The organism is Anseongella ginsenosidimutans (genome assembly GCF_008033235.1).
Classification (GTDB): domain Bacteria; phylum Bacteroidota; class Bacteroidia; order Sphingobacteriales; family Sphingobacteriaceae; genus Anseongella; species Anseongella ginsenosidimutans.
The window spans coordinates 93,023-117,967 of the sequence record NZ_CP042432.1; the positions used below are offsets into that span (position 1 = coordinate 93,023).

General features: G+C 48.7%; 18 protein-coding genes and 3 pseudogenes. All 21 read right to left on the minus strand.

Translation table 11 applies throughout. The annotated features are described in order from the left end of the window. Window positions 1-23: 23 nt before the first annotated feature. The 21 genes and pseudogenes from FRZ59_RS00440 to bamA all read right to left on the minus strand — a co-directional run bounded on the left by FRZ59_RS00440 (window position 24) and on the right by bamA (window position 24,932). Window positions 24-1,637: an Eco57I restriction-modification methylase domain-containing protein gene (locus FRZ59_RS00440; protein ID WP_132127819.1), complete on the minus strand. Its 1,614-nt coding sequence runs from the start codon at window positions 1,635-1,637 to the stop codon at window positions 24-26. A gap of 2 nt (window positions 1,638-1,639) precedes the next feature. Beyond that, on the minus strand, window positions 1,640-1,954 hold the full coding sequence (locus FRZ59_RS00445; RefSeq protein WP_132127818.1) for a helix-turn-helix domain-containing protein: 315 nt from the start codon (window positions 1,952-1,954) through the stop codon (window positions 1,640-1,642). A gap of 92 nt (window positions 1,955-2,046) precedes the next feature. After that, window positions 2,047-3,231, minus strand: a complete 1,185-nt coding sequence (locus tag FRZ59_RS00450) for a phospholipase D family protein (RefSeq protein ID WP_132127817.1) — start codon at window positions 3,229-3,231, stop codon at window positions 2,047-2,049. A gap of 14 nt (window positions 3,232-3,245) precedes the next feature. Beyond that, window positions 3,246-4,486: pseudogene (locus FRZ59_RS00455) on the minus strand (aminotransferase class I/II-fold pyridoxal phosphate-dependent enzyme). A gap of 145 nt (window positions 4,487-4,631) precedes the next feature. Further along, window positions 4,632-6,272 carry a cell division protein FtsZ gene (ftsZ, locus tag FRZ59_RS00460; RefSeq protein WP_132127815.1) on the minus strand — a complete coding sequence of 547 codons (1,641 nt, stop codon included), beginning with the start codon at window positions 6,270-6,272 and terminating at the stop codon, window positions 4,632-4,634. A gap of 106 nt (window positions 6,273-6,378) precedes the next feature. Next, window positions 6,379-7,671 carry a cell division protein FtsA gene (ftsA, locus tag FRZ59_RS00465; protein WP_132127814.1) on the minus strand — a complete coding sequence of 431 codons (1,293 nt, stop codon included), beginning with the start codon at window positions 7,669-7,671 and terminating at the stop codon, window positions 6,379-6,381. A 35-nt stretch (window positions 7,672-7,706) separates the two neighbouring features. Next, the gene (locus FRZ59_RS00470; protein WP_132127813.1) at window positions 7,707-8,492 is read right to left on the minus strand and encodes a cell division protein FtsQ/DivIB; all 786 of its coding nucleotides are present in this window, start codon (window positions 8,490-8,492) and stop codon (window positions 7,707-7,709) included. Beyond that, the gene (murC, locus tag FRZ59_RS00475; RefSeq protein WP_317127722.1) at window positions 8,489-9,859 is read right to left on the minus strand and encodes a UDP-N-acetylmuramate--L-alanine ligase; all 1,371 of its coding nucleotides are present in this window, start codon (window positions 9,857-9,859) and stop codon (window positions 8,489-8,491) included. Before murC ends, FRZ59_RS00470 begins: the two co-directional genes overlap by 4 nt. After that, window positions 9,856-10,914, minus strand: coding sequence for an undecaprenyldiphospho-muramoylpentapeptide beta-N-acetylglucosaminyltransferase (gene murG / locus FRZ59_RS00480; protein ID WP_349290809.1), 1,059 nt, complete (start codon window positions 10,912-10,914; stop codon window positions 9,856-9,858). Before murG ends, murC begins: the two co-directional genes overlap by 4 nt. A 185-nt stretch (window positions 10,915-11,099) precedes the next feature. Then, window positions 11,100-12,231, minus strand: a pseudogene (locus FRZ59_RS00485) (FtsW/RodA/SpoVE family cell cycle protein). 235 nt (window positions 12,232-12,466) lie between these two features. Beyond that, window positions 12,467-13,810: a UDP-N-acetylmuramoyl-L-alanine--D-glutamate ligase gene (gene murD / locus FRZ59_RS00490; RefSeq protein WP_132127810.1), complete on the minus strand. Its 1,344-nt coding sequence runs from the start codon at window positions 13,808-13,810 to the stop codon at window positions 12,467-12,469. Between the two features lie 47 nt (window positions 13,811-13,857). Then, complete coding sequence (mraY, locus tag FRZ59_RS00495; protein WP_132127809.1) at window positions 13,858-15,111, minus strand: phospho-N-acetylmuramoyl-pentapeptide-transferase; 1,254 nt, start codon at window positions 15,109-15,111, stop codon at window positions 13,858-13,860. Further along, entirely contained in the window at window positions 15,111-16,574 is a 1,464-nt protein-coding gene (locus FRZ59_RS00500; RefSeq protein ID WP_132127808.1) for a UDP-N-acetylmuramoyl-L-alanyl-D-glutamate--2,6-diaminopimelate ligase, read from the minus strand. Before FRZ59_RS00500 ends, mraY begins: the two co-directional genes overlap by 1 nt. Further along, the gene (locus FRZ59_RS00505) at window positions 16,575-18,677 is read right to left on the minus strand and encodes a penicillin-binding protein (protein WP_132127807.1); all 2,103 of its coding nucleotides are present in this window, start codon (window positions 18,675-18,677) and stop codon (window positions 16,575-16,577) included. Window positions 18,678-18,682: 5 nt separating this feature from the next. After that, complete coding sequence (locus FRZ59_RS00510) at window positions 18,683-19,081, minus strand: FtsL-like putative cell division protein (protein WP_132127806.1); 399 nt, start codon at window positions 19,079-19,081, stop codon at window positions 18,683-18,685. Next, window positions 19,078-19,991, minus strand: a pseudogene (gene rsmH / locus FRZ59_RS00515) (16S rRNA (cytosine(1402)-N(4))-methyltransferase RsmH). Before rsmH ends, FRZ59_RS00510 begins: the two are co-directional and overlap by 4 nt. After that, window positions 19,975-20,448: a division/cell wall cluster transcriptional repressor MraZ gene (gene mraZ / locus FRZ59_RS00520; RefSeq protein WP_132127804.1), complete on the minus strand. Its 474-nt coding sequence runs from the start codon at window positions 20,446-20,448 to the stop codon at window positions 19,975-19,977. Before mraZ ends, rsmH begins: the two are co-directional and overlap by 17 nt. A 268-nt stretch (window positions 20,449-20,716) precedes the next feature. After that, on the minus strand, window positions 20,717-21,229 hold the full coding sequence (locus FRZ59_RS00525; protein WP_225975124.1) for an OmpH/Skp family outer membrane protein: 513 nt from the start codon (window positions 21,227-21,229) through the stop codon (window positions 20,717-20,719). A gap of 5 nt (window positions 21,230-21,234) precedes the next feature. After that, on the minus strand, window positions 21,235-21,741 hold the full coding sequence (locus FRZ59_RS00530; RefSeq protein WP_132127803.1) for an OmpH/Skp family outer membrane protein: 507 nt from the start codon (window positions 21,739-21,741) through the stop codon (window positions 21,235-21,237). 65 nt (window positions 21,742-21,806) lie between these two features. Then, window positions 21,807-22,337, minus strand: coding sequence for an OmpH/Skp family outer membrane protein (locus FRZ59_RS00535; RefSeq protein ID WP_132127802.1), 531 nt, complete (start codon window positions 22,335-22,337; stop codon window positions 21,807-21,809). Window positions 22,338-22,448: 111 nt separating this feature from the next. Further along, window positions 22,449-24,932: an outer membrane protein assembly factor BamA gene (gene bamA, locus FRZ59_RS00540; RefSeq protein WP_132127801.1), complete on the minus strand. Its 2,484-nt coding sequence runs from the start codon at window positions 24,930-24,932 to the stop codon at window positions 22,449-22,451. Between the last annotated feature and the right edge of the window lie 13 nt (window positions 24,933-24,945).

Consider the following 24,945-nt stretch of genomic DNA (forward strand, 5'->3'; position numbering starts at 1 on the left):
ATACGAAAAATCCCGGGGCGGGTTCATTGCTTTCCGCGGTTTAACCTCCTCGCCGAAAGTTTCTTCCAAATGTTATGAGCTAAATTGATCTCTTTTTTTGTCAATCCGTAATGCTGCTTTAGAATTATTTCATTCGTAATTTTCAAAACATCGTCTATATCGCCCTTACTACGCATGAGTTGGTCGATTTGCGGAAGCAATCTGGCGCAATCTTTATGATAAGGAAGCAATATTTTTTTTGCTTCATTTGGCATCAACTCCAAAACTCCTCCCCCGTGACTCCTACCGCATACTTCCGTAAATGCAAGGGACAGCGAATTATAATAGCTCGCTGTAAACGCTTCTATATTCGTTTCAGCCTTTACGAAAACTCGGTGCATTGTATCAGTGGTGTATGCCTGCGCTTGGTTAATTATCAATCTAGGATACAGATTGTTCCTTCGAATGAAAAGTGCATCCGAAATTTTCAGGGATGGGACCACAAACCAGTCATCACGAATACTTGTTTTATAGCCCTTATGAATTCCCATGTTTTCACCTTGAGCGATATATTTTACTGCGCCGTTCTTTTTGTTCAGACTTTTGCTGTCAGGGAAGACGAGTAAATGCGCCTTGGCTTTTGAAAACTTGTTTCTCTTCCAATCGCTTTCAGTGAAGACGACACTGTTTACCTGAACACTTCGACCGACCATTGGCTTTGCATAATCGTGCAAGTCATATTCTTCAATAGTCGTCAATGGAACAGTAAAGAAGCTGTTGGCGCCAGTGGTAATCCCTACTTCAACATTTGCATATTTTCCAAGTAACGGAATGTCCCTGCGCTCAGCAATACTTTCTAAAAAGTCAATCTCTTCCTGTTCTAAAAAATAAAATGTCCATTTATTACCCCTAAAATCAATCTTCTTTTTTGGACTTTTCAAACGAGCGACGTCAAGGGCCTTTAATTCACTCGCATTATGCAATTCAATATGTTCAATATTGTGTTCTTTTGATCCGTTCTTTTCACATAATAACAAAACAACTTCCTGCTGAATGTCGGGGAATACCAACTTTTCAAATGAGATGATATTAATCTTATTGTAAAAATGAGCGATAAAATTCCTCAATTGCTGAGCATATGAAACCTGTAAAATTTCTGCAGGTAAGACGAAACCAATCTTCCCTCCCTTATCTTTCAATAGAAGCGATGAACCAATAACGAAGGAAACCCATGCATTTGTAAGCTTTGAATAAGTCAGTCCTGCTTTGATAAAAATGTCACCCGCTTCAACTTGTTGCATTTTATCAAAGAACTGATACCGGATATAAGGGGGATTCCCCACAATCAAATCAAATCGTTGTAGCGTATTATTGCAGTAGGCATGAAAATCCGCGTTAATAACTTGTTTACTATGCAGATCAGTTTTGTTTGCCTTTATAGCTTCGGCTTCGTCAAATTCAATCGCAGTGATTGATTTGTATTTCAGTTGATGCTTTTGTAACTGTTCCAAAAAAACGCCATCGCCACAACTTGGCTCTAGAATGTCATAGTCATTGCTACCATTAACGCCCCAGCGCAAAATAAATTCTGCTATCGGTTCAGGCGTGTAAAAGCCGCCTCTTAATTTTTCAGCCGATGCTTCTGTGATCAACTTCATTATCAGAGATTACTTCGGTTTAAATACTTGATTTTTTGTTCTGCGGCTTTTAAAACCTCAATTGATAAATCTTCCTCATCCATCACCTGATAAACCACTTTGTCGCTCAGAAATGCTATAAGTAGTTCCTTCTCGCTCGCTTTAAAATACCTGGCAAATTTGTCAATCAACTGCTTTGTTGGTTTACGATTATTTTTCTCAATCTTACCCAGTGTAGATGTATCAATATTTAGTGCCTCCGCCACCGCTCGTAACGGAAGATTTTTCTTTTCTCGAAGTCTCTTTACGGTTTCACCAAAGGATTGCTCGAGTTTCATATTTGGACTACTTTTGTCCAAATATAAACACTATAAATGAGATACCAACATTTATAAAAGGAAGAGTTCTCAACAAATTAACATTGTTCCAACTATTCAATCTTAAGAGTGAATTCGTTTTTCTTTTTCGTTGTAAACAGAAGCGCATGTTTTCCAATCAAGCTATTTTTTGCGATCACTTGTTTGGCTACTCCCCAGCTAAGATGGGTCACGAAATTATTCTGAGTATAGGTTCTAGTATTCGTTCGGGTATCATGTGAAATCATTAGTTCAAATTTCCCCATATCTTTCCCGTTAATTATGATATTGAAGAAAGCCTTTGCCCTTTCATAATGTGACGAAGTAGGGCTGGTATCCTTTTTCCATTTCAACCTGGAGAACACTCTATCTCTGAAATAATGTCGTTTGTCAATACCGCGTGTTTTTCCTTTTTTAAAACCCATGGAGCCGGTTGGGTTTGTTTTTAGTCCCTCAGGAATATTTAGATCCCTTTTAGTTAGTTTACCACTTTCCCAAACCAACTCGCCCTTTAAAGTAATTTTATCACTAGCACTGATTTTGGCTTTCGTCACTGCAGGTTGTCGTTTTTTTGTCCCCCTAAACGCCGTTGGAATTTTTGCAGTTGCTCGGTTTGGAAAAATCTTGGAGATTACACGTTGAACTTCCGGTGTTTTTGCATCTCCGCTTTTATCTTGTGCAGCTCTCCGTTCTTCTTCCGTTGGAACAATCCCGGCTTTAATTAAGTCAGCTATAACCTTCTTCGACAACTTCTTTACGTTGGGGTCCTTAAAGTTAAAGAGACCCTTAAAATATTCTTTCAGTTGCTTAACAATCTCCCTTTCGACTTTTTTTGAATTATCAATACTTATTAGCAAAGATGTTTCAACATTTGTAAAAAGCCCCTGAGAGGTTAGATTTGAAGAGCCTACAATCAGTTCAGTTCTTCTTTTACCTTCAAATAGGTAAATTTTTGGATGAAAAATTGTCACACTCGGCTGATAGAAGATGTAGGCCCTGATTCCCAAGCCCAAAAGTTCTTCCAACGCCTCTTTAGACGTTCCTTTCTGATCAACTCCTGTAACTATTGTAATAGTCTTAAGATGCTTCTTGGCTGCTTGTATATCCTTCGAAAGTCCCCCTATACCAGCTTGGCTTGCAAACGCAGAAATGCCAGTAAAAGAATGAAAATCTTCATCGGCAAAAAATTTTATAAGTTGGTATCCGACCGAAAACTCCGATTTTACTTCAAACCCCTGGCCGAGTAACCTTATACTCATAAGCTACACCTTCCTCAGGCCATTGCCAGTTTCTCGCTGTCGTAATGGCCTTCGCTCAGCTTGCGGGCTACGGCGCTGAAAGCTTCCAGCGTTTCATTCACGTCTTCCAGCGTGTGTACGGAAGTAGGAATAAGGCGAAGCATCAATTGTCCTTTTGGAATGACCGGATAGGTAACAATAGAACAGAAAATGCGATAGTTCTCCCGAAGGTCAATGATCATATTCAGCGCCTCATGAAGAGAGCCCTTCATGAAAACAGGCGTAACACAACTATTTGTATTGCCAATATCAAATCCCTTTTCCCGGAGGCCGCTCTGCAGGGCATTCACAATGTCCCATAGCTGGTCCTTGAATTCGGGATGGTTCCGCAGCAATTCGAGCCTTTTATGCAGGCCTGATACCATGGGCATGGGAAGCGCCTTGGCAAAGGTCTGCGAGCGCATATTGTAGCGCAGGTATTCAACGACGTATTCATCAGCGGCAACAAAGGCGCCGATCCCGGCCATTGATTTTGCAAAGGTTCCGAAATATACATCAATACCTTCTATACATTCCTGCTCTTCACCGGTACCGGAACCCGTTTTCCCCAGGGTGCCGAAGCCATGGGCGTCATCCACCAGCAGACGGAAATTATACTTTTTCTTTAGTTCAATGATCTCTTTCAGCTTACCCTGGACACCGGACATGCCGAAAACACCTTCGGTAATCACCAGGATACCGCCCTGCGTACCTTCAATTAACTTCTCCGCACGCTCAAGCTGCTTCTCAAGGCTTTCGATATCATTATGTTTGTACATGAAACGTTTACCCTGGTGCAGGCGCACACCGTCCACGATGCAGGCGTGTGACTCCCCGTCATAGACGGCCACATCATGGCGACTCAACAAGGTATCTATGATGGAAACCATTCCCTGGTACCCGTAATTCAGCAGAAAAGCATCCGTTTTACCAACGAAATCCGCCAGGGCTTTCTCCAGGCTTTCATGATTACTGGTATTCCCCGACATCATACGGGCCCCATGGGATAAGCCAGGCCGTGTTCCCGGGCGCCTTCTTCGTCCGCCTTTCGCACTTCCGGATGATTGGCCAGGCCCAGGTAATTATTAAGGCTCCACACGATGTGTTCCTTCCCCCGGAACATCATCCTGTTGGCTATTGCTCCCTCCAGCTTAGGAAATGCAAAATAGCCATGAGCGAATGTTGAATGCTGGCCAATGGGGCCTCGGTCCCGCCTGATCTTCTCGAAGATATCCAATATGGTAAAAATTAAATTCTACAATTATTAATCACCCCCAAAAATAAGTTTTATTCCCTGCTTGACAAAATAACCGCGACAGGATGATAAACAAATAGCCCCCCGCCTCAGGCGAAGAGCTATTATCACAATAATTGTGTAAGCGCTAATCTACATTATCATGCAGAAAAGAATTGTTCGGCCTGATCTCGCCGTCATCATCAGAAACGGTAAACCTTGACAGCTGTGTTTCTGAGGAATGAGGCACTTTATTAAGATTCATATTCCTTCTTTTGTAAGCAGGCTCGTTCTCCAGCTCAGAAAGGCCGTTGGATGAGCGCAATTTAAGGCTCAGGTCTTTCAGCCGCATCACTCTTTCCCTGGAGCGCTGCAATTGTTCCTCTATATCCCCTTCTCCAGCATTAGCTTCCGGCTCCATATCCGGCGCCTTTGCCTGTACGGGTTCAATGGTCACGGTCACATCATTGCTCACCGTAACTTCTTCCTCTTTCTTTTCCCAGGTGGCATCGTCAAAAATACTTCCCTGCCGGGGAGATTCCGTCTTGCGGAAAGGTTGCAGGGAGGACTCAGGAGCGCCCTTCAGATAGGGCTCCCCGATCTTGAATGAATTGTCCATCAGCGGGGTTGAAGCAGGTCCGGCTGTATTAGGATTTTCCATGCCGAATGCATCCCCTGTTTTAAGGCGAGGCTCGCTTTCCGCGGGTTCCGCACTTCCCTTGCCGGTTGCCGGGGCCAGCATGGCGGCTGCATCTTCTTCTGCAATAAGCGACATTTTCTTGGGCTCCTTCTTGTCGTATTCTCCCGGTTTGCGTTCCATTTCCTTTTGGGAACGGGTTTTAAAGCCAGTAGCAATGATTGTCACCGAGATAGCATCTCCCAGGCTCTCGTCATAGCAGTGGCCCCAGATCATATCGGCCATAGACCCGGACTGCTCCTGGATATAGTCGGTAATTTCGGTAAGTTCTTCCAGCAATACTTCCTGGTTGCCTGAGGTAATATTCAGCAGAATATAGCGGGCCCCCGATATAAAGCTGTCATTCAGCAGCGGCGAATTAAGGGCGCCTTCCGCGGCACGGCGGGCACGGTTCTGGCCTTCGGTAGCGGAGGAGCCCATAATGGCCACGCCGCCGTCAGTCATTACCGTCTTCACATCTTCAAAATCCACGTTGATATATCCCGGCAGTGTAATGATCTCCGCAATACCTTTGGCAGCCGTAGTAAGAATATTGTCCGCTTCTGCAAATGCGTTGGACAGGGAAAGGTTCCCGTACATTTCCCGAAGGCGGTCATTGGAGATCACCAGCAGGGTGTCCACATGTTCCTTTAGTTCTGAAAGGCCTTCTTCCGCCTGCTGGCGACGACGCTTTCCTTCAAAAGAAAAAGGTGTCGTCACGATCCCTACCGTCAGAATTCCCAGTTCCTTTGCGGCCTGGGCAATAATGGGGCTTGCACCGGTGCCGGTGCCGCCGCCCATTCCGGCGGTAATAAAAACCATTTTAGTATTCGAACCCAGGAAATCCTTGATCTGCTCTATATTCTCGATGGCGGAATTCTTTCCCACTTCCGGAATGGAGCCTGCGCCCCTTCCTTCGGTAAGGCTTGAGCCCAACTGTACCTTATTCGGCACAGGGCTCATTTCCAGCGCCTGTGAATCAGTATTACAAACGACGAAATCAACCCCATTTATCCCCTGATTGAACATATGATTAACGGCGTTTCCTCCCCCGCCTCCTACACCAATCACCTTGATGATCGACGCCTTATCTTTTAACATTTCGAATTTCATGACTATTAGGGTTTTACTATGTAATAATACTTATTTAACATCATTTTATTATTCCGTCCAAAGCGCTATGTGGAAAACTACGGGCATTGTTGAAAATTATGAGCGCTTACCGTAAATAATCGCTGTCCTCGATATCATTTTCCAGCCAATTCCTGCCTTTTTGAAGAATTTTATCGAACAGGCCCTGGGTTCGCTGCTGCTTTTGCTGAGGCCTGGCGTCCGCCTGCTGCGGCTGCCGTTCCTTATTCATGGCATGCAGGGCTTTAATTACTAAACCGATACCTGTCGCATACATCGGGCTCTTTATCTCTTCTACCGTACTGCGGGCAATATGCTCGTTCGGGTAGCCGATCCGGGCGTCCATGCCGGTGACGTATTCCACCAGCTGGGTCAGGTGTTTCAGCTGGGCTCCGCCGCCGGTCAGCACAATGCCGGCGATCAGCTTTTTCTCATAGCCCGAACTTTTTATTTCATAATAAACATGTTCAATGATCTCTTCCATTCGCGCCTGGATAATATAAGCCAGGTTACGAACCGAAATTTCCTTGGGTTCGCGGCCCCGGAGCCCCGGAATGGAAATGATTTCGCTGTCCTTGTTCTCATCGGCAAGGGCCGAACCAAACTTCAGCTTCAGCAGTTCCGCCTGGTTCTTCATGACCATACAGCCTTCCCGGATATCCTCGGTGACGATATTCCCTCCCAGGGGTATCACGGCCGTATGACGAATAATATTATTATGGAAGATCGCGATATCGGTAGTACCCCCGCCGATATCTACCAGCACCACGCCGGCCTCCTTCTCTTCCGCGCTTAAAACCGCTTCGGAAGAAGCCAGGGGCTCCAGGATCAGATCCTGGGTTTTGAGGCCTGCCTTCGTTACACATTTATAGATATTGCTGATGGCGTTTACCTGTCCGGAAATAATATGAAAATTGGCTTCCAGGCGCACCCCTGCCATACCGATCGGATCGGTGATCCCCGGCTCGTTGTCTACCGTAAATTCCTGCGGCAGCACATGGATGATCTCTTCTCCCGGAGGCATCATGAGCCGCTGCATATCCTGGATCAGCCGGTCGATATCCGCTTTGCTGATCTCTGTGTTCGTGTTATTCCTGGTGAGGATACCTCTGTGCTGCAGGCTTCGGATGTGCTGCCCCGCTATACCCACGTTTACCACGCGAATATCTACGTTCGCCTTATCCCCGGCAACCTGGGCCGCTTCCAGGATGCCATTAACGGTCTTATCAATATTTGTGACTACCCCGCGCATGACGCCGGCCGATTCAGCCTTCCCCATGCCCAGTATTTCAAGCTTCCCGGTTTCGGTCCGGCAACCAATAATAGCGCAAATCTTGGTAGTCCCAATATCTAATCCGACAACTATTTCCGGTTTTTCCATGCTTTGTATTATTTAAAGTTCAATTATAGTATTAGCTACTGAGGCCCCTGGCTGTCCGCCTCAGGCCGCGTTGCAACAATCTGATTCTCATATTTGAGGTTGATCACCTCGTAAGTATCCCACCCCACCCTTGGCATTGCTTTCCGATAGAAGATCAGCAGCTTTTCCAGCTTTGCTTCCAGGTTATCCGCATTGCCCAGGAGAATGCGGTGGTTACCCACGCGGGGAATCAGTTCTATTTCCGATTCCTGGTTCACATATACCTGCCCGATCTGCGCTTTCCAGAACTCGTCCTTGCTGATGAATCTTGCCAGTGTCAGAATATCTTCCGCCAGGCCGGTTTCCAGGGTATCCCCGCCGGAACCGGAAGATTCCGGGATATTGCCGCTGGCTACCAGCACGCGCGGAGTATAGTTTGCCGAAAGCGGCATTTTATTCCCTTTTGCATCGACGTAAAAATGGTCGTTATGCTCATTGATAATCCTTACCAGCGGCTCGCGCTGCACTACTTCAATTTTTAATACACCGTCCACGTCGGCATAGACCGAAGCGTCTTCCACGTAGGGGGATTCCCTGATGGCCTTTTCAAGGCTGCGAAGCCGGGCATAGTTAATGGGATACCAGAGAATGCTGGAATCCGCCTGGTTGACCAACGCCTTTATTTCTTCCCTGGTAACCAGGAATTTCTCGCCGGGTATCACGATCTCCATGCTTTTGCACATTACCTTCGCCTGCTTTTTATGTACAAAGCCCATCAGCACGGCCAGGCCGGCTGCCAGCAGGATCGCTCCGAATACTTTAAGCAGTGTTCTTCCTTTCATAAGAGCAAGTGTTTTTTTAACGGCGTCACCAGGCGATCGATATCGCCGGCCCCGGCCGTTACCAATACATCTGTTTCCATCCTGTTTACATGACTAAAAATTTCTTCCCGGGAACTCAGCCGTTTATTCTTTAGTGGGATTTTATCAAGAAGCATGGACGAATTAACGCCTTCGATCGGCTTTTCCCTCGCCGGATAAATATCCAGCAGTATCAGTTCATCCACCTTCCCAAGGCTCGCGGCAAATTCATCGGCAAAATCGCGCGTTCTTGAAAACAGGTGAGGCTGAAAGATCATCGTCAGCTTCCTTCCCGGATATAACTGGCGCACCGAATTGATGCAAGCGTCCAGCTCGCGCGGATGATGAGCATAATCATCAATGAATACCAGCTCCGGTTCGCGGATCACATACTCAAAACGCCGTTTTATTCCCCGGAAGGCTTCCAGTGCTAACTTTATTCTTCCCGGGGCAATATCCAGCTGCAAGGCAGCTGTTATCGCCGCAACCGCATTTTCGACATTATGGCTGCCGGGAAATATCATTCGGATATTTTCGATCAGCACATTCCCGTCATAGTCAAAAACATAGTCCCCGTTTTCAATCCGGATATTCCCGGCCGCCGCATCAATGCCTTTCCCGGGATGAAGTGCGTATATCAACGCAGGCTGCGACAGGGGCAGGCCCGATTTTCTGATCAGCACGCCCGAGCGGTGCAGCTGTCCGGCAAACAGGCTGAACGATTCTTCCAGCCGGCTCTTATCTCCGTAAATATCCAGGTGATCGGCATCCATAGAGGTGATCACCGCGATATCGGGATGAAGGGCCAGGAAGGAGCGGTCAAATTCGTCGGCTTCCGCCACCAGGGTATTTTGCCGCCCGAAAAGCACATTGCTTTTGTAGTTCGTCATGATACCGCCGATGAAAGCCGAGCAATCATGTCCGGAATGTTTCAGGATATGGGCAATCATTGCGCTGGTGGAAGTCTTCCCGTGTGTTCCGGCCACCGCGATAGTATGCATATCCTTACTCAGAAGGCCCAATACACCCGACCGCTTGTGCAGCTGGTAGCCGGCTTCCCGGAAAAACCGAATGATCTCACTCTCTGCGGGAACGGCGGGCGTGTAAATGATAAGGGTATCTTCCCGAGCATTTTCCCCGTCGAACGGAGGTACGATCAGGGTGCTGTCATCATCGTAAATAATGGAAATGCCTTCCGCCTCCAATTCCCGCGTCAAGGGGCCGGGCGTTTTATCATATCCCGCCACCTCGCATCCCTTACGCTTAAAGTAGCGCGCCAGCCCGCTCATACCTATGCCGCCGATCCCGACGAGGTACACATTGTTTATATGTGATAATACAGCATTCACGATGCCTGTGCAATTTTTATTATTTCCGCTGCTATTTCCCGTGCAGCTTCCGGTTTCGCCAGGCGACGGATATTCCTTGCCAGCATATCTTGTTTCTCTGTATTTCCGAGCAGCTGAAGCGCCGCCGGAATAAGTTCCTTTGTTGCTGTTTCATCCCTGACCAGCAGGGCTGCCTCTTGCTTCGCCAGCGCCAGCGCATTCTTAGTTTGATGGTCTTCCGCCACGTTAGGAGAAGGCACCAGGATAGCTGGCTTACCTACCACACAGAGTTCCGAAATGGTTCCCGCACCTGCACGGGCGATGATCAGGTCCGCCGCCGCATAAGCAAGGTCCACACGGCTGATGAATTCCATTATCCTGATTCCCGGGTACTCCTTTTCGCTGAATTCCTTTTTTATATCATGGTAGTAGAACTTGCCGGTTTGCCATATGACCTGCACCTGGTTCGCCCTCAGCAGGTCAAGATGCGCTTTGACGCTCCGATTCAGGGTGCCGGCACCTAAACTGCCTCCCGTTAAAAAAATCGTCTTCTTCCCTTCTTCCAATTCAAAATGCTGCAAACCCTCCGCTTTCTTCCGCCCGGTTTCCAGCAGCCCTTCCCGAACAGGGTTTCCCGTAAGTCGAACCTTTCCAGCGCCAAAAAAGCGTTCCATCCCTTCGTAAGCAACAAATACCCTTTGCGCCTTTTTAGCAAGGTTTTTATTGGTGATACCGGGATAAGAATTCTGCTCCTGCACCACCGTAGGGATTCCCTTACGGGAAGCCGCCAGCAGCAGTGGCCCGGAAGCATAGCCGCCAACGCCAACGGCGATACCCGGCCTGAATTCCTTTATGATCTTATTTGACTTCAAAATGCTTTTGATAAGTTTAACCGGAAACAACAGGTTGCTCCAGGTAAGCCGGCGCTGCAACCCCTGAATATCCAGCCCAATGATCCGGTAACCGGCCTTCGGCACCCGGTCCATTTCTATCCTGCCCCTCGCCCCCACAAAAAGCAGCTCCAGGGAAGGCTCCAGCTCCTTCAGTGCATCCGCAATAGCCAGCGCCGGGAACAAATGCCCCCGGTCCCGCCACCGCTAATAATCACCCGTATTTGCCGTCCCTGTTCCACGTTGTTAGCTCTTTAAATGTTGCGAAGCAACTAAAAACTTTAAACCTAAACTGTCGCGAAGCAACTAAAAACCTTAAACCTTAAACTTTAAACTGTTGCGAAGCAACTAAAAACTGTTGCGAAGCAACTTTAAACCATTTCCCCTTCTTCAACATCCCGGCTTACGCTCAATATAATGCCGAAGGCCAGGCTGGTGAACAAAATCGACGTCCCCCCATGCTCACCAGCGGCAGGGATACCCCTGTTACAGGAAAAAGATTCGTGGCTACCGCCATATTTGCAAAGGCCTGGATCACCAGGCTAAAGCTCAGTGCGGCCGCCAGCAACGCCCCAAATGCCTTGGGGCTTTTCACCACTATTTTGACCGATCTGAACAAAAAAATCAGGTATAAAATAATTACGCCTACCCCCCGATCAGCAAACCATATTCTTCGATAATGACCGCATAAATAAAATCCGCATATGGAGAAGGCAGAAAATTCCGCTGCGTGCTGTTGCCCGGGCCTTTCCCGAAGGTCCCGCCCGAGGCAATGGCAATTTTCGCCTGGTCTATCTGGTAAGTATCATCCGCGTGCGCCGTTTCCGGATGCAGAAAGGAATTCACCCTCGCTTTGTAAACGCCACGCCGGGGACCCAGGAAAACAACGGCAGCTACCAGAACGCCGCCCGCCAGGCAGACAATGGCAATCTGCCGGGTACTGACGCGGCCAATGAGCAAGAGCAATACGCTGGTCCCGAAGATCATCAGCGCCGTGGATAAATTAGCGGGAGCGATCAGCCCGCACACCGCCAGGATAGACACGAAAATCGGCAGAAAGCCTTCTTTAAAGTTCTTGATCTTTTCCTGTCTTTTGGTCAGTTCCCTGGCCAGGAACATGTACAAGGCCAGTTTGGCAAGGTCGGAAGTTTGAAATGTCTCGTTTATCACCGGTATCATGATCCACCGGCTGGCCTGGTTAATACTAGAGCCGAAAAACAGGGTGTAAAGCAGCAGCGGTATGGAAACATACAAGAGAACCTGCGCAATGCGCGAATAATACCGGTGATTGATCAAATGGGCAACATACATAAGTACCAGGCCGGCAACAATCACCGAGCCGTGCCGGAACAGGTAAGCAAAAGTAAATCCGTCATTGGCCGAAAGATAAGCCAGCGTTCCGGTTGAACTGTACACAGCCAGAATGGAAAACACCGACAATAAAATGGCCACCAGCCAGATCCACCGGTCACCTCTTATCTTTTGAAATAACAAATTCACCATAAAAAATCCTTCTTTTCGAATTCAAAGTTCAAGGTTCAAAGTTCAAGGTTCAAAGCCCCCCGGAAACACTAACCCCAAAACCAACTTCCTTAACTAACTCGCAACATGACCCCATTTCCCGATTTTAACTACTCAAACCTGAAACTTTAAACTTTAAACAGTTGCTTCGCAACTTGAAACTTTGAACTTTAAACTTTAAACGGTTGCGCAGCAACTTTAAACTGTTGCGAAGCAACTAAAGCTGTTTAACCGCTTCTTTAAACTGGTTTCCCCGGTCTTCGTAATTTTTAAAAAGGTCAAAGCTGGCGCAGGCGGGGGACAGCAGTACGGTATCCCCTTTGGCCGCCAGGTGATATGCAACTCCTACAGCTTCCCGGGCGCTAAGCGTATTGACGATGATCTCTGCATCTTCTTCAAATGCTTCGTGTATTTTGCCGTTATCTTTACCCAGGCAAACAATCGCTTTTACCTTTTCCCGGACAACGGGCTTCAGCATGCTGTAGTCATTGCCTTTGTCTACTCCTCCCGCTATCCAGATGACCGGCGAAGTCATGCTTTCAAGGGCATACCAGGTCGCGTTGACATTGGTCGCCTTGGAATCGTTGATAAATTCGATGCCCTGTATTTTTCCAACCTGTTCAAGGCGGTGTTCCACGTTCTTGAAATCTCCAAGGCTTTCCCGCACCACCTCGTTGCGCAGATCCAGTACCTTCGCCGCGATTGCCGCAGCCATTGAATTGTATAAATTGTGTTTCCCCTGCAAGGCCAGTTCTGCGATTGTCATATTAAAAGTATTATGTGCTGTTTTAACGGTTAGTTCATTATTATCAAGAAAAGCCCCCTGATCTACCTTTTCATTGATCGAAAAAGGATATTGTTTTGCCACGGGGCGGTGGGACGCTAGTCCCCTGCGGGTGCCTTCATCGTCCAGGCAGTAAATAAAGCTGTCACTTTCCTGCTGATTCTGCAGGATCCTGAACTTGGAATCAATATAATTCTCAAAGCGATGCTCGTACCGGTCCAGGTGATCGGGTGTGATATTTGTCAGGATAGCAATATGCGTCCTGAAACGGTACATATCGTCTAACTGAAAGCTGCTCAGTTCCAGGACGTAGTAATCGTGATCACCCGCAGCGACCTGCCGGGCAAAGCTTTTGCCTACATTGCCTCCCAAGCCTACCTTCAGGCCGGCACGCTCCAGGAGGTGATGCGTAAGAAGCGTGGTAGTCGTTTTGCCGTTGCTTCCCGTGATCCCGATCATGCGCGCATCCGTATAGCGGCCGGCAAACTCTATTTCAGCGATCAGGGGAAGGCCTGCTTCCTTCAGGCGCTGTACAACCGGCGCCGTCGGCGGGATCCCGGGGCTTTTTATTACTTCAGCGGCCCCGGTCAGCCGGTCAAGGGAATGGCCGCCTTCTTCGAAAACAATCCCCTGTTCCTGCAGTTCCTCCCGGTATTTTTCAGGGATCTTCCCGGCATCGGATACGAATACCTCATAGCCCATTTTCTGAGCAAGCAGCGCGCTGCCAGTTCCGCTTTCGCCGGCTCCGAGTATCGCTATTTTCTTTCCGTCTGCCATTCTTTGTTTGAACGTTAAACTTTGCCCCTTTTAAAAAACTATAAACTCTACCTGATTTTTAATGTAACAATCGTGACCACGGCCAGGATAATTCCAACGATCCAGAAACGCGTGACGATCTTGGACTCATGGTATCCCAGCATTTGATAATGGTGATGCAGGGGCGACATTTTGAAAATGCGCCTTCCTTCGCCGTATTTTTTCCGGGTATATTTAAACCAGCTCACCTGCATGATCACGGACAGGTTCTCAATAAGGAAAATCCCACATAACACCGGTATCAGCAATTCCTTCCTGATCAGGATCGCAAAAGCGGCAATAATACCCCCTATGGCCAGGCTGCCGGTATCGCCCATGAATACCTGGGCGGGAAAGGCATTGTACCAAAGAAAACCGATGCAGGAACCGATGAAGGCGCCCATAAATACCATCAGCTCGCCCGAATTAGGGATATACATAATGCTCAGGTAATCGGCGAATACCAGGTTACCCGAAACATAAGCCAGCAGGCCCAGCGCTCCGCCGATAATGGCCGAAGAGCCTGTTGCCAACCCGTCGATGCCGTCTGTAATATTGGCCCCGTTTGAAACGGCGGTAATAATGATGATCACCGCCAGGACAAAAACAATGGGTATCAGCAACCCGGAACTCCCTTCGCCGAGAAAGGCTACGATACTTCCATAATCGAACTCGTTATCCTTAATAAAAGGTACGTTGGTTTTCGTCGACTTCACATCCACCCCGTAATGCAGGGGATTGTTCTCCAGGCTGGCGTCATAGGTGGCATAATCCCTTTCCGGCATAGAAAGCCCCGCAGGCACTTCCCTGACCACAATGTCCTGGTGATAATACATGGTAAGCCCGATAAAAAGGCCCAGTCCTATCTGCGCCATTACCTTGAACTTTCCCTGCAGGCCTTCCTTGTCTTTTTTGAAAACCTTGATATAGTCGTCAATAAAACCGATAATGCCCATCCAGACGGTAGCTACCAGCATCAGGATGATATAGATGTTGTCGATTTTCGCAAAAAGTATCGTTGTCAGCAGCACGCCCAGGAGTATAATAAGCCCGCCCATCGTGGGCGTTCCCTGCTTTTTCATCTGCCCTTCCAGCCCCAGGTCCCGGATAGTTTCCCCTACTTGTTTCCGGCGGAGGTAAGCGATCAGGTTCTTCCCAAATACAGTAGTGATCAGCAGGGAAAGAATAAAAGCTGCTCCCGCCCGGAACGAAATATATCCGAACAGCCCTGCACCGGGGAAGTCAAACTGGTTATCCAGGTATGTAAACAAATAGTAAAGCATTAATTCTCCGGGTTTTCGAACTGCTTAATTAATTCCTCCTTATCGTCAAAGGGAAACCGCTCCCCTTTTATCTCCTGGTATTTTTCATGCCCCTTACCCGCCAGCAGGATAATATCCCCGGGTTTTGCCAGATGACATGCTGTTTTAATCGCTTCACGCCGGTCGGTAATGGAAATGGTCTTGCGCCTGTTCACCGGGCTTACCCCTTCCTCCATATCCCGGATGATGTCCTGCGGATCTTCCGAACGCGGATTATCTGCCGTCAGGATCACTTTTTCGCTCCAGTCACAGGCTACCTGGGCCATTAGCGGCCGCTTGGCCTTATCCCGGTCTCCTCCGCAGCCGATCACCGTAATGATCTGCTCCTTCCTGGTTCGTATCTCGTGAATAGTTTCCAGTACATTTTGTACGGCATCCGGCGTGTGTGCGTAATCCACGATCCCGATAACGCCGTTCGGTGCGGTTATATAATCAAACCGCCCCTCCGCGCCTTTTAGCCGGCTGAGTATCGTCAGCACCTTTAGCTTATCCTGGTCCAGCAGCATGGCGGCAGCATATACAGAGAGCAGGTTGTAGGCGTTGAACCGCCCTACCAGCCTGAACCATACCTCTTCTCCGTCAATATGCAGGAGCATGCCGGAAAAGTGGTCTTCCACCAGCCTGGCCTTGAAATCGGCCATTTTCTTAAGGCTGTACGTTTTACGATGGGCCCGGGTATTCTGAAGCATCACCGCTCCCCGTTTATCATCGGCGTTGCTCAGAGCAAACGCGTTGGAAGGAAGGCCGTCAAAAAAAGATTTCTTGACTTTCAGGTAGGCCTCGAAGGTTTTATGATAATCAAGATGATCGTGACTGATATTTGTGAAAATGCCCCCGGAAAATGTAAGTCCGGTAATCCGCTGCTGTGCAATGGCATGAGAACTTACTTCCATAAAGGCATAGTCACAACCTTTTTCCACCATCTGCGCCAGCATTGCATTCAGATGAATGCTGTCAGGGGTAGTATGTGTGGCGGGCAGAGGTTTGTCCCCGATCACATTCTTTACTGTGGAAAGCAGGCCGCAATGGTACCCTAACTCCGTAAAAAGCTTGTATAGCAGGGTAGCGCAGGTTGTTTTACCATTTGTGCCGGTTATTCCAACAAGTTTCAGCTTTCCGGATGGATTACCGTAAAAATTACCGGCTACGATGCCGAGTGCAAGCGCGCTGTCATTTACCCGCAGATAAGTAACCCCTTCGCGGAGAACGGCAGGAAATTCTTCGCAGAGAACGGCAGTAGCTCCGGCAATGATTGCCTGGGAGATAAACAAGTGCCCGTCTGCGCGCGTTCCCCTGAGGGCCGCGAAGAGCATTCCCTCTTTTACCTCGCGGGAATCTATGGCGAGACCGCTCACCGCCCTTCCCACAGGACCGGAAAGCTCCTGCAGCGACACCTTATACAATATATCCTGCAATTCCTGCATTTAATTCAATTTCAATATAATGGGACTTCCCTTTTTAATTTTTTCACCTGCTTTCAACGATTGTCCCGACACTTTTCCGTTGCCGGTAACAATCGGCTTCAGGCCTGCATTTTCCGCGAGGAACAAAGCATCCTGCAAACCCATTCCTTTGAGGTCCGGAACGAAGCCCGCCTTGAAACTCTTTGCCTGGACGGACAGGGAAGCCTCCCCGGGGCGCGCCGCCACCCAAACGCCTTCCTCTTCCACGGAAAAAGGAATTTGAAGCTTCCGGTAAACAGTCAACAGTTCATTGCCAGCCGCACCGGCTACAGGCGGCAGCACACCGGCTACCTGCGGATACTGCTCCCTGATATCCGGCTGCATGTCCGGCCGGGTGGAATACACTTTATCAGCGATTTCTTTGAAAACGGGCGCAGCAATAGCAGACCCATAGTAACCTCCTTTTGAAGGGGAACTTACGATCACCAGCATGGAGTACTGCGGATTATCCGCCGGAAAATACCCGCAGAAGGATGCCTGGTATTGTTTCTTGCCCTGGCGGTAGCCGTTTGCGCCGTCAGCGATCACGGCCGTCCCGGTTTTTCCGGCTATTTTATAGACCGTGGAGAACAACCGCTTTGCAGTCCCTTCTTCGACAACCGCTTTCAGCAGCTCCTGCGCTTTTTCAATCGTTTCCGGGGAAGCGATCTGGTCATTGATCACCTCCGGTTCTATGACCTTTACCGGCTGGCCGTTTTGCTGTATTTCGGAGACAAAAAGCGGCTTTACCATTTTCCCGTCGTTAGCCACAGCGTTATAAAAAGTGAGCAATTGCAGGGGAGTAAGCAGAACCTCGTAGCCGTGTGCCATCCAGGGAAGGGTGGTCCCGTACCAGTCCTTGTCATCCGGGTCCTTGATCCGCGTGCGGCCTTCGCCCGGAATTTGCAGGCCAAGCTGCTGCCCCAGCCCCATACTTCTAAGCTGGTCGGTAAAATCATCGGGATCGCTTTTATAGGCCTGGTTAATAGCTTTTGCGATAGCCACGTTGGAAGACTCCTCAAAGGCCCGCTTCATGGTGATCGTTTCAGGGATGGTATGGGAATCCCTGATGGTGAGGCCATGGAAGACGGCATATCCCTTGCTCACGTCAATAGGGGTGGCAAGGTTGAATTTCCCGTCTTCAATGCCGGCCATAAAGGTGGCGAGTTTAAAGGTAGAGCCCGGTTCGGAGGAATAGCTGATCGCATAATTGTAGTTTTCGCCGTACACCCCCTCGCTGACCCTTGAAAGGTTCACGACAGCACGAATAGCGCCCGTTTTCACTTCCATGAGAATGGCGGTACCCCATTTGGAATTAGTCGCGATCAGTTGCTTTTTAAGCGCGTTATGGGCAACGTCCTGTATATTGATGTTAAGGGTGGATATAATATCGCAGCCGTCCACCGGGGCGATCTCTTCTTCTTCATTTACCGGTATCCAGACACCGCCGGCTATGCGCCGCATCAGCCGTTTGCCTGACTCCCCGTCAATATATTCATCATACACGCCCTCCAGCCCCACGGGCTGTACGGTAGGCAGTTTATAACCAATGGTACGGCGGGCAAGCTCCCGGAAAGGATAGATGCGCTCGTTATGCCGAACGGCGATAAGCCCGCCTCCGAACTGGCCCCTTCGGAAAATAGGGAAGTCCTTCAATTTCTTCAGTTGATGGAAGCTTATGTCGCGTTTAACGAGGAAATATCTTTCGCCATTTTCTCTTGCATTGCGCAGCACGCTGGCGTAGCGGGCGGCGGAACGGTCCTTGAATAAATTGGAAAGATGCCAGGCAAGGGAATCAAGCTGGCTGTAAAAAAGTTCCTTGGCAAGGCCGTCGGCACGGGTATCCATGCGGATGTCGTACTGGGGGATGGAGGTAGCCATCAGCCGTCCGTCTTCGGAATAAATATTCCCCCTCACCGCATCAACGGTCACGTAAGCCGTGGAAAGGCTGTCAGCCATTGCCCTCCATTTCTCCCCTTCTACCTGTTGTATCTTCCAAATCTGGAAAACAATGGCCAGGGCGAATACAAGGAGGATGGCATATGCCAGGTACACACGCAGGATGATGTCGGTCCGTATCCTCATCTTTCTTACCGCTTCAATATGCTGTCAAGCAGCTCTTTACTTACTTTAATCTTCACCGGGGGGGTAACGGATTCCTTCAAGGCCAGTTCCCCGGCGCGTTCCGCCACCTCGGACTGCTGGCTCAGGTGCATTAATTCCGCCTTGGCTGTAATATACTCCCAACGCAGTTCCTTGAGTTCGGTCCCCCCTTTGTTGATATCCCGCGCCACATCCTCGGCAAAGTGCCTGTCTGATATATAGATCAGAGCAAGTAATGCCAGAAACAGAAAAAAGGGCAAAATTTCCATTGCCCGCTCCCTGCTGACCCATTCTCCCGAAAAAAGAATGGTAAGAAAATTCCGGCCGAAGCGTTTGTCTTCCCTGCTCTGCTGCCTTCCTTCTTTTTCTTCCCTGACCTTGTTCATTTCGCGGAACGTTTAACTGCTATCCTGAGCCTGGCGCTTCTGGCCCGGCTGTTATTGCTGATCTCCTCCGCACCGGGGCGCAAAGGTTTTTTATTTACTCCTTCAAACGGTTTTAGCTCATTCCCATACAGATCCTTCTCGACTTCGCCGCTGAATTTGCCTTTGTTGATGAAATTCTTTACCAGGCGGTCTTCCAGGGAGTGATAAGAAATCACTACAAGGCGCCCCCCTGTCCCAGGACTTCACTACTCTGCTGCAACAGTTCCCGCAGCGCATCCATTTCCTCGTTTACTTCAATGCGCAGGGCCTGGAATACCTGGGCATAGTATTTATTTTCACTTCCCCGCCGCGCGAGCGGCGTCAATACATTTTTTAATTCCTCAACCGTATCAAGCGCTTTATTCACCCTGGCCACGACAATGTTCCGGGCAAGCGTTCTTGCATTCGGCACTTCGCCATACATGCCGAATATCCGGTGCAGGGCTTCTTCAGGATAAGTATTCAGCACGTCGCGGGCATTGCTTTCCAGCTGCCGGTCCATGCGCATATCCAGCATGGCGTTGTGACGGGTGGAAAAGCCCCGGCCGGGACTGTCGAACTGGTGAGAAGAAACCCCAAGGTCGGCAAGGATACCGCTGGCCGGGATCGCATTGTGCAGCCGGCAATATTTTTTCAAATACCGGAAATTCTGTGGCACAAATGTGAACCGCTTATCGTCACGCGGAACGTTTCCCGCCGCATCCTCGTCCTGGTCAAAGGCAATCAGCCGACCCTTATCGCTAAGGCGGCTCAGTATCGCCCGGGAGTGCCCGCCGCCGCCGAATGTGACATCGATATAGGTACCTTCCGGGTTGATATTCAGCCCTTCCACGCTTTCCTCCAGCAAAACCGGTTTATGATAATCCGTCATTCCCGCGTTCAGTTGTTCTGCCCATTACCTCCTCTGCCAGGGCTGAAAAATCTTCCGGCTCATCGGTCAGCAAGTTATCATACAACTGCTTATCCCAGATCTCTATCCTGTTGGAATAGGCAAACAAGACCAGTTCGGTCTTGACACCTGCATATTCCAGCAAGGGTTTCGGCATCAGGATCCTCCCGTTGCCGTCCAGCGAGAGTTCTGTGGCGCCCCGGAAAAAATATCTTGCGAAATCCCTGTTCTTTTTATTGTACAGATTCAGCTTATTTACCTCGCTGCTTATCTTTTGCCATTCATCATAAGGGTAGAGCGCCAGGCATTGTTCAAAGCCACGGTTGACGACAAAACGCTCCTGGGCCTCAGGCGATACCTGTTTCCTTAATCCCACGGGCAGCATGATACGGCCCTTGGCATCAATCTTACATTCATATTCCCCTAAAAACTGCGTCATTACTACACCATCTGCCCAAAAATGTAATGTAAAAGTAAAGGATTTTCCACTTTTTACCACATTTTACCACAAAAAGTTTTCCACAGCTCCCGGAGGCTAAAAAAAGAGCGGTTCCCGGGGGACGGGAACCGCTCTTTTTTTATGATCGCAGTAAGGAAACCAGGAAGGTTCGCGTCGCTGAAAAGGGGCCTGGAGCTGCCGGAATGCGCAAAAAAAAATCTGCACAGGATGTTCCTATGCAGATTTTATAATGTGTTAGCGGCGGGTATTATAAGCCCAGCTTCTTTTTTACCAGCGGTAATATATTGTCGCCATCGGGCTTTACCAGCAGGCCGGTATTACTCGTGTCGAATACGTAAGTGAACTTGCTTTCGGCGGCGACGGCTTTAATGGCATCTTCGGCCTTCTTCAGGATAGGCGCCATCAGCTCATTCTGCTTTTTCAGGTAATCCTGCTGAGATTTCACCTGGAATTGCTGAATGCGCTGGTTGAGATCCTGCAGCTCGCGTTCCCGGGTTTGCTTGATCGCGTCCGCCATCGTAGCCTGGTTTTCACGATACTCGGTCAGCTTCTCGTCAAAACTCTCCTGCATGGTCTGCAGGTTTTTTTCCAGGTCCCGGGCAAAAGTAGTTAACTGCGAATCCACTTCCGTGGTTTCAGGCATTAACTCAATCAGTTCTGCTGAATTAATATATCCGATCTTTAGTTGCGCTTTTGCCGGGCTTGCCGCAATTGTCAATGCTCCTAAAAGCACTAAAGACTTAACAATGTAATTCATCATACTACTTAATTAATTCCAAGCTCCTTTTTTACAAGGGGTAACACATTATCACCCTCCGGGCCATGGAGAATGGCGTTGCTGTCCAGAATGTAAGTGAACTTGCTGGAAGCGGCTACTGCCTTGATAGCCGTCTGCACCTTTTCGAGGATGGGGCCCATCAGTTCCTCGCGCTTCTTTTGCATGTCCTGCTGTGACTTGAGCTGGAACTGGTCTATCCGCTCGTTAAGGTCCTGCAGTTCTTTTTCCTTACTTTCCTTTACCGCGTCAGCCATGGTTGCCTGCTGCTCCTGGTATTCGGCGAACTTGGTTTGCAGGTCCTGCTGCATGGGCTGCAGGGTTTGCTGCAGCTTTTGCGCGAAAGCGTTAAACTGTGAATCGGCTGCCTTTGTTTCAGGCATGAGAGCAATAAGTTCTGAGGTATTCAGGTAACCTATTTTTATTTGCGCCTGGGCCACGTTCCCTATCAGCAAACAGCATGCTGCCACTCCCAAACATTTGATTAGATACTTCATGATTTTTTTCTATCTTTTTTTAACTCTTTATTTGATACTCTCTACTATATATATTGCTAAGCATATTATTCCACGAATTCCCCCGGGTTAAGGCCCAGGGCTTCCAGTACGTCGTCGCTTTTATCAAAGCGCTCATCGGCGTAAAGCATAATCAGCTCGCTGGTCCGGTCAAAGATCACGGCATATAAGCCTTCCTTGGCCACCTCTTCGACAGCTTTATATATTTTATCCTGGATGGGTTTTACCAGTTCCTTTCGCTTCTGGTAAAGTTCTCCTTCAAAGCCAAACTTGCCCCGTTGATAATCCCGCAGCGCTTGTTCCTTTTCCACGATCTCCTCTTCGCGCTTCTGACGCATCTCCGGAGTCAGCAATACCTGTTCCGACTGGTAGGCCTTGTACATTTGCTCAATCTCCGCCTGCCGCCGTTCAATGTCCTGCTGCCATTGCCCGGATAAAGCATCCAGCTGCTGTTGCGCCTCTGCATATTCGGGCATATGCCGCAAAATATATTCCGAATCAATATACCCGAATTTTTGAGCATGCGAAGAAAGCACTCCTCCGCAAATAATCAAAACTAAAAACAGTAATTTTTTCATAAAATACCCGATCTTAACAAAGCCCGCCTAAAAGCCTGCAGTTACAAGCTCTTTAAGCGTTGAACCTTGAATTTAAACCATTGCAAAGCTTCATCTAAAAACTAAAACTGTTTAAAACGCCTGGTTAATGGTAAACTGGAATGGCTGCTTGGCATCCGGGTTGCCCGGTATTTCATCAAACGCCACACCATAATCCAATCCCAGTAATCCAAAAATAGGTAAAAAGATACGAACACCCACACCGGCCGAACGTTTAACATTAAAGGGGTTAAAATGTCCGAAAGTTGGCCAGGTATTACCTCCTTCAGCAAATGCCAGTACAAAAATATTGGCGGAAGAGGCAACACTGATTGGATAACGCAGCTCCATCACATACTTATTGTATATAGGGCTTCCTACCCGCTCGCTGCCCCCCGGCGGGATCACCGCCGCATCCGAATACCCTCTGAGCCCCACAATTTCGGCCGCATTCAGGTTGTAGAACTGCTGCATACCGCTGCCACCCAGCAGGAACCTTTCAAAGAAGGTAAGGCCAAGATCGCGGTTGTAGGTTCCTACAAAACCAAAATCCGCCTGGGTCTTCAGCACCAGTTTACCCACTACCGGTGTAAACCACTGGCTGTTAAATTTCCATTTATGGAACTCTGTTAGCCGGTATTTTTCCTGCAGGGACATATTCGGGTCGCTGTAGTCCTTGTTATTGAACAGGGAGTACGGCGGCGTAAACTGTACGCTCAGCGCTATGTTCGAACCGGAGGTCGGGAAGATCGGGTGGTTCAGTGAAGTCCTTGAGAACTGCTCTGTTAAACTGAACGTATAGGATTTACCTGTATCATAAATAAAAGCGTTCGAATACCAGTCATTAAGCTTGTACCTTTCAAAACTCAGCACGGACGACAGTTTAAAATAGTTATCCGGCCATTTCAGGTCCTTTTCCAGCCCGACATTCACCCCGTTCATCGCCAGGAGTTCATCAGGATCGGTATTGTAGTAGCTATAGCTGGTTTGCCTTGAACTGAAGAAACCAACCGTCAGGCGCTGCGGCTTGCGCCCGCCCAGCCAGGGTTCCGAAAACGTAAAGGAGAAGTTCTGGTAATACCGGCCGTTCGTTTGCATCGCAATGGAGAGCCGCTGACCGTCGCCGCTGGGTAACAGACCTCCCCAATTTCCTGAAAACAGTTTCTTTACCGAGAAATTATTGAAGGTAAGCCCAAGCGTCCCGATAATACGCCCGCCGCCGAAACCGCCGGAAAGCTGGATCTGGTCGGAAGGCCGTTCCTCTACCGTATATTCAATATCAACCGTGCCGTTCCCCGGGTCGGGAATAGGCCGCACATTCAGTTTCTCCTCGTTAAAATAGCCGAGTCCGCGAAGTTCGTTAATGGTTCTGACGACTTCGGCCTGGCTGTAGGTTTCCCCGGGGATGGTATAGATCTCCCGGTAAATCACCTTATCGTTCGTACGGTCGTTTCCTTTAACGAAGACTTCGTCAATAGTCGCTTGTTCCCCTTCAAAAACCCTGAGTTCCAGGTTGATCGTATCCCCTTCCACCCCAACGGTCACCGGCGTGATATTGGAAAAGAGATAGCCGTTATTAAGGTAAAGGGACGCCACATCATCACTATTGAGGGCTCCGCCGGTAAGCCGCTTGTTAAGCCTTTCCTCGTCATAGATATCGCCCTTTTCTATTTTAAGAAGCTGGTTGAGCTGCCGGTCGGTATATTTGGCATTCCCCACCCAGGTCATGTCGCCGAAATAATATTTCTTTCCCTCGCTGAGGGTAATATCCACGTTTACGGAACGGTCATCAAAACGGTAAACGCTATCGGATACAATAGCTATGTCGCGAAATCCTCTTTTCATGTACTCGGCAAGGAGCTTATCCTTATCTTCCTCGTACTTGGCCGGTACAAACTTCTTGGAACCGAAGATCTTATAGAATTTCTTCTCTTTTGTATTCTTCATGAACTTCTTCAGCTTCCCGTTGGAAATGCTTTCATTTCCATAAAAAGTGATCTCGTTCACTTTAATTTTCCCTTTTTTATCCACGGTGATCACTACATCGGAGTATCCCGCCCTGGTACTGTCGGCGCGCGGAAACGCGCTGACCTCGGTAAAAAGGTAGCCCTTTTCGGTAAAATGCTCCCTGGCTATGTTTTTCAGCCGGTTGAGCAAGTTTTGGTTCACCGGCCGGTTGGTGTACCTTTCAAATTTTTCTTTCAGGTCGGATGTCGCAGACTTTTTCACCCCCCGGAATACCAGGTTTGACATCCGCGAGGCTTCTTCCAGATCAATATTCAGAAAAACGGTATCGCCGCTGAACTTTACCGGCTCGATAGCCACGTCGTTGAACAATCCCTGGCCCCAGAGATTCCTGATAGCTCCTGTAATCTGATCACCCGGGATCCGAATGCGCTGTCCCGGCCGGAGCTTCGAGATCGTGATCAGGATATCCTTTTCCAGCTTTTTGGTGCCCGAAACCGTGATACCGCCGATTATGTATTCCTTAGGTTCACTGTAATTAATCTCCTGGGCGCTCAGATTAAAGCCTGCAAGAATTCCAACAAAAAGTAAGAGATTCCTGATCTTTTTCATGCAATTGGTGTTA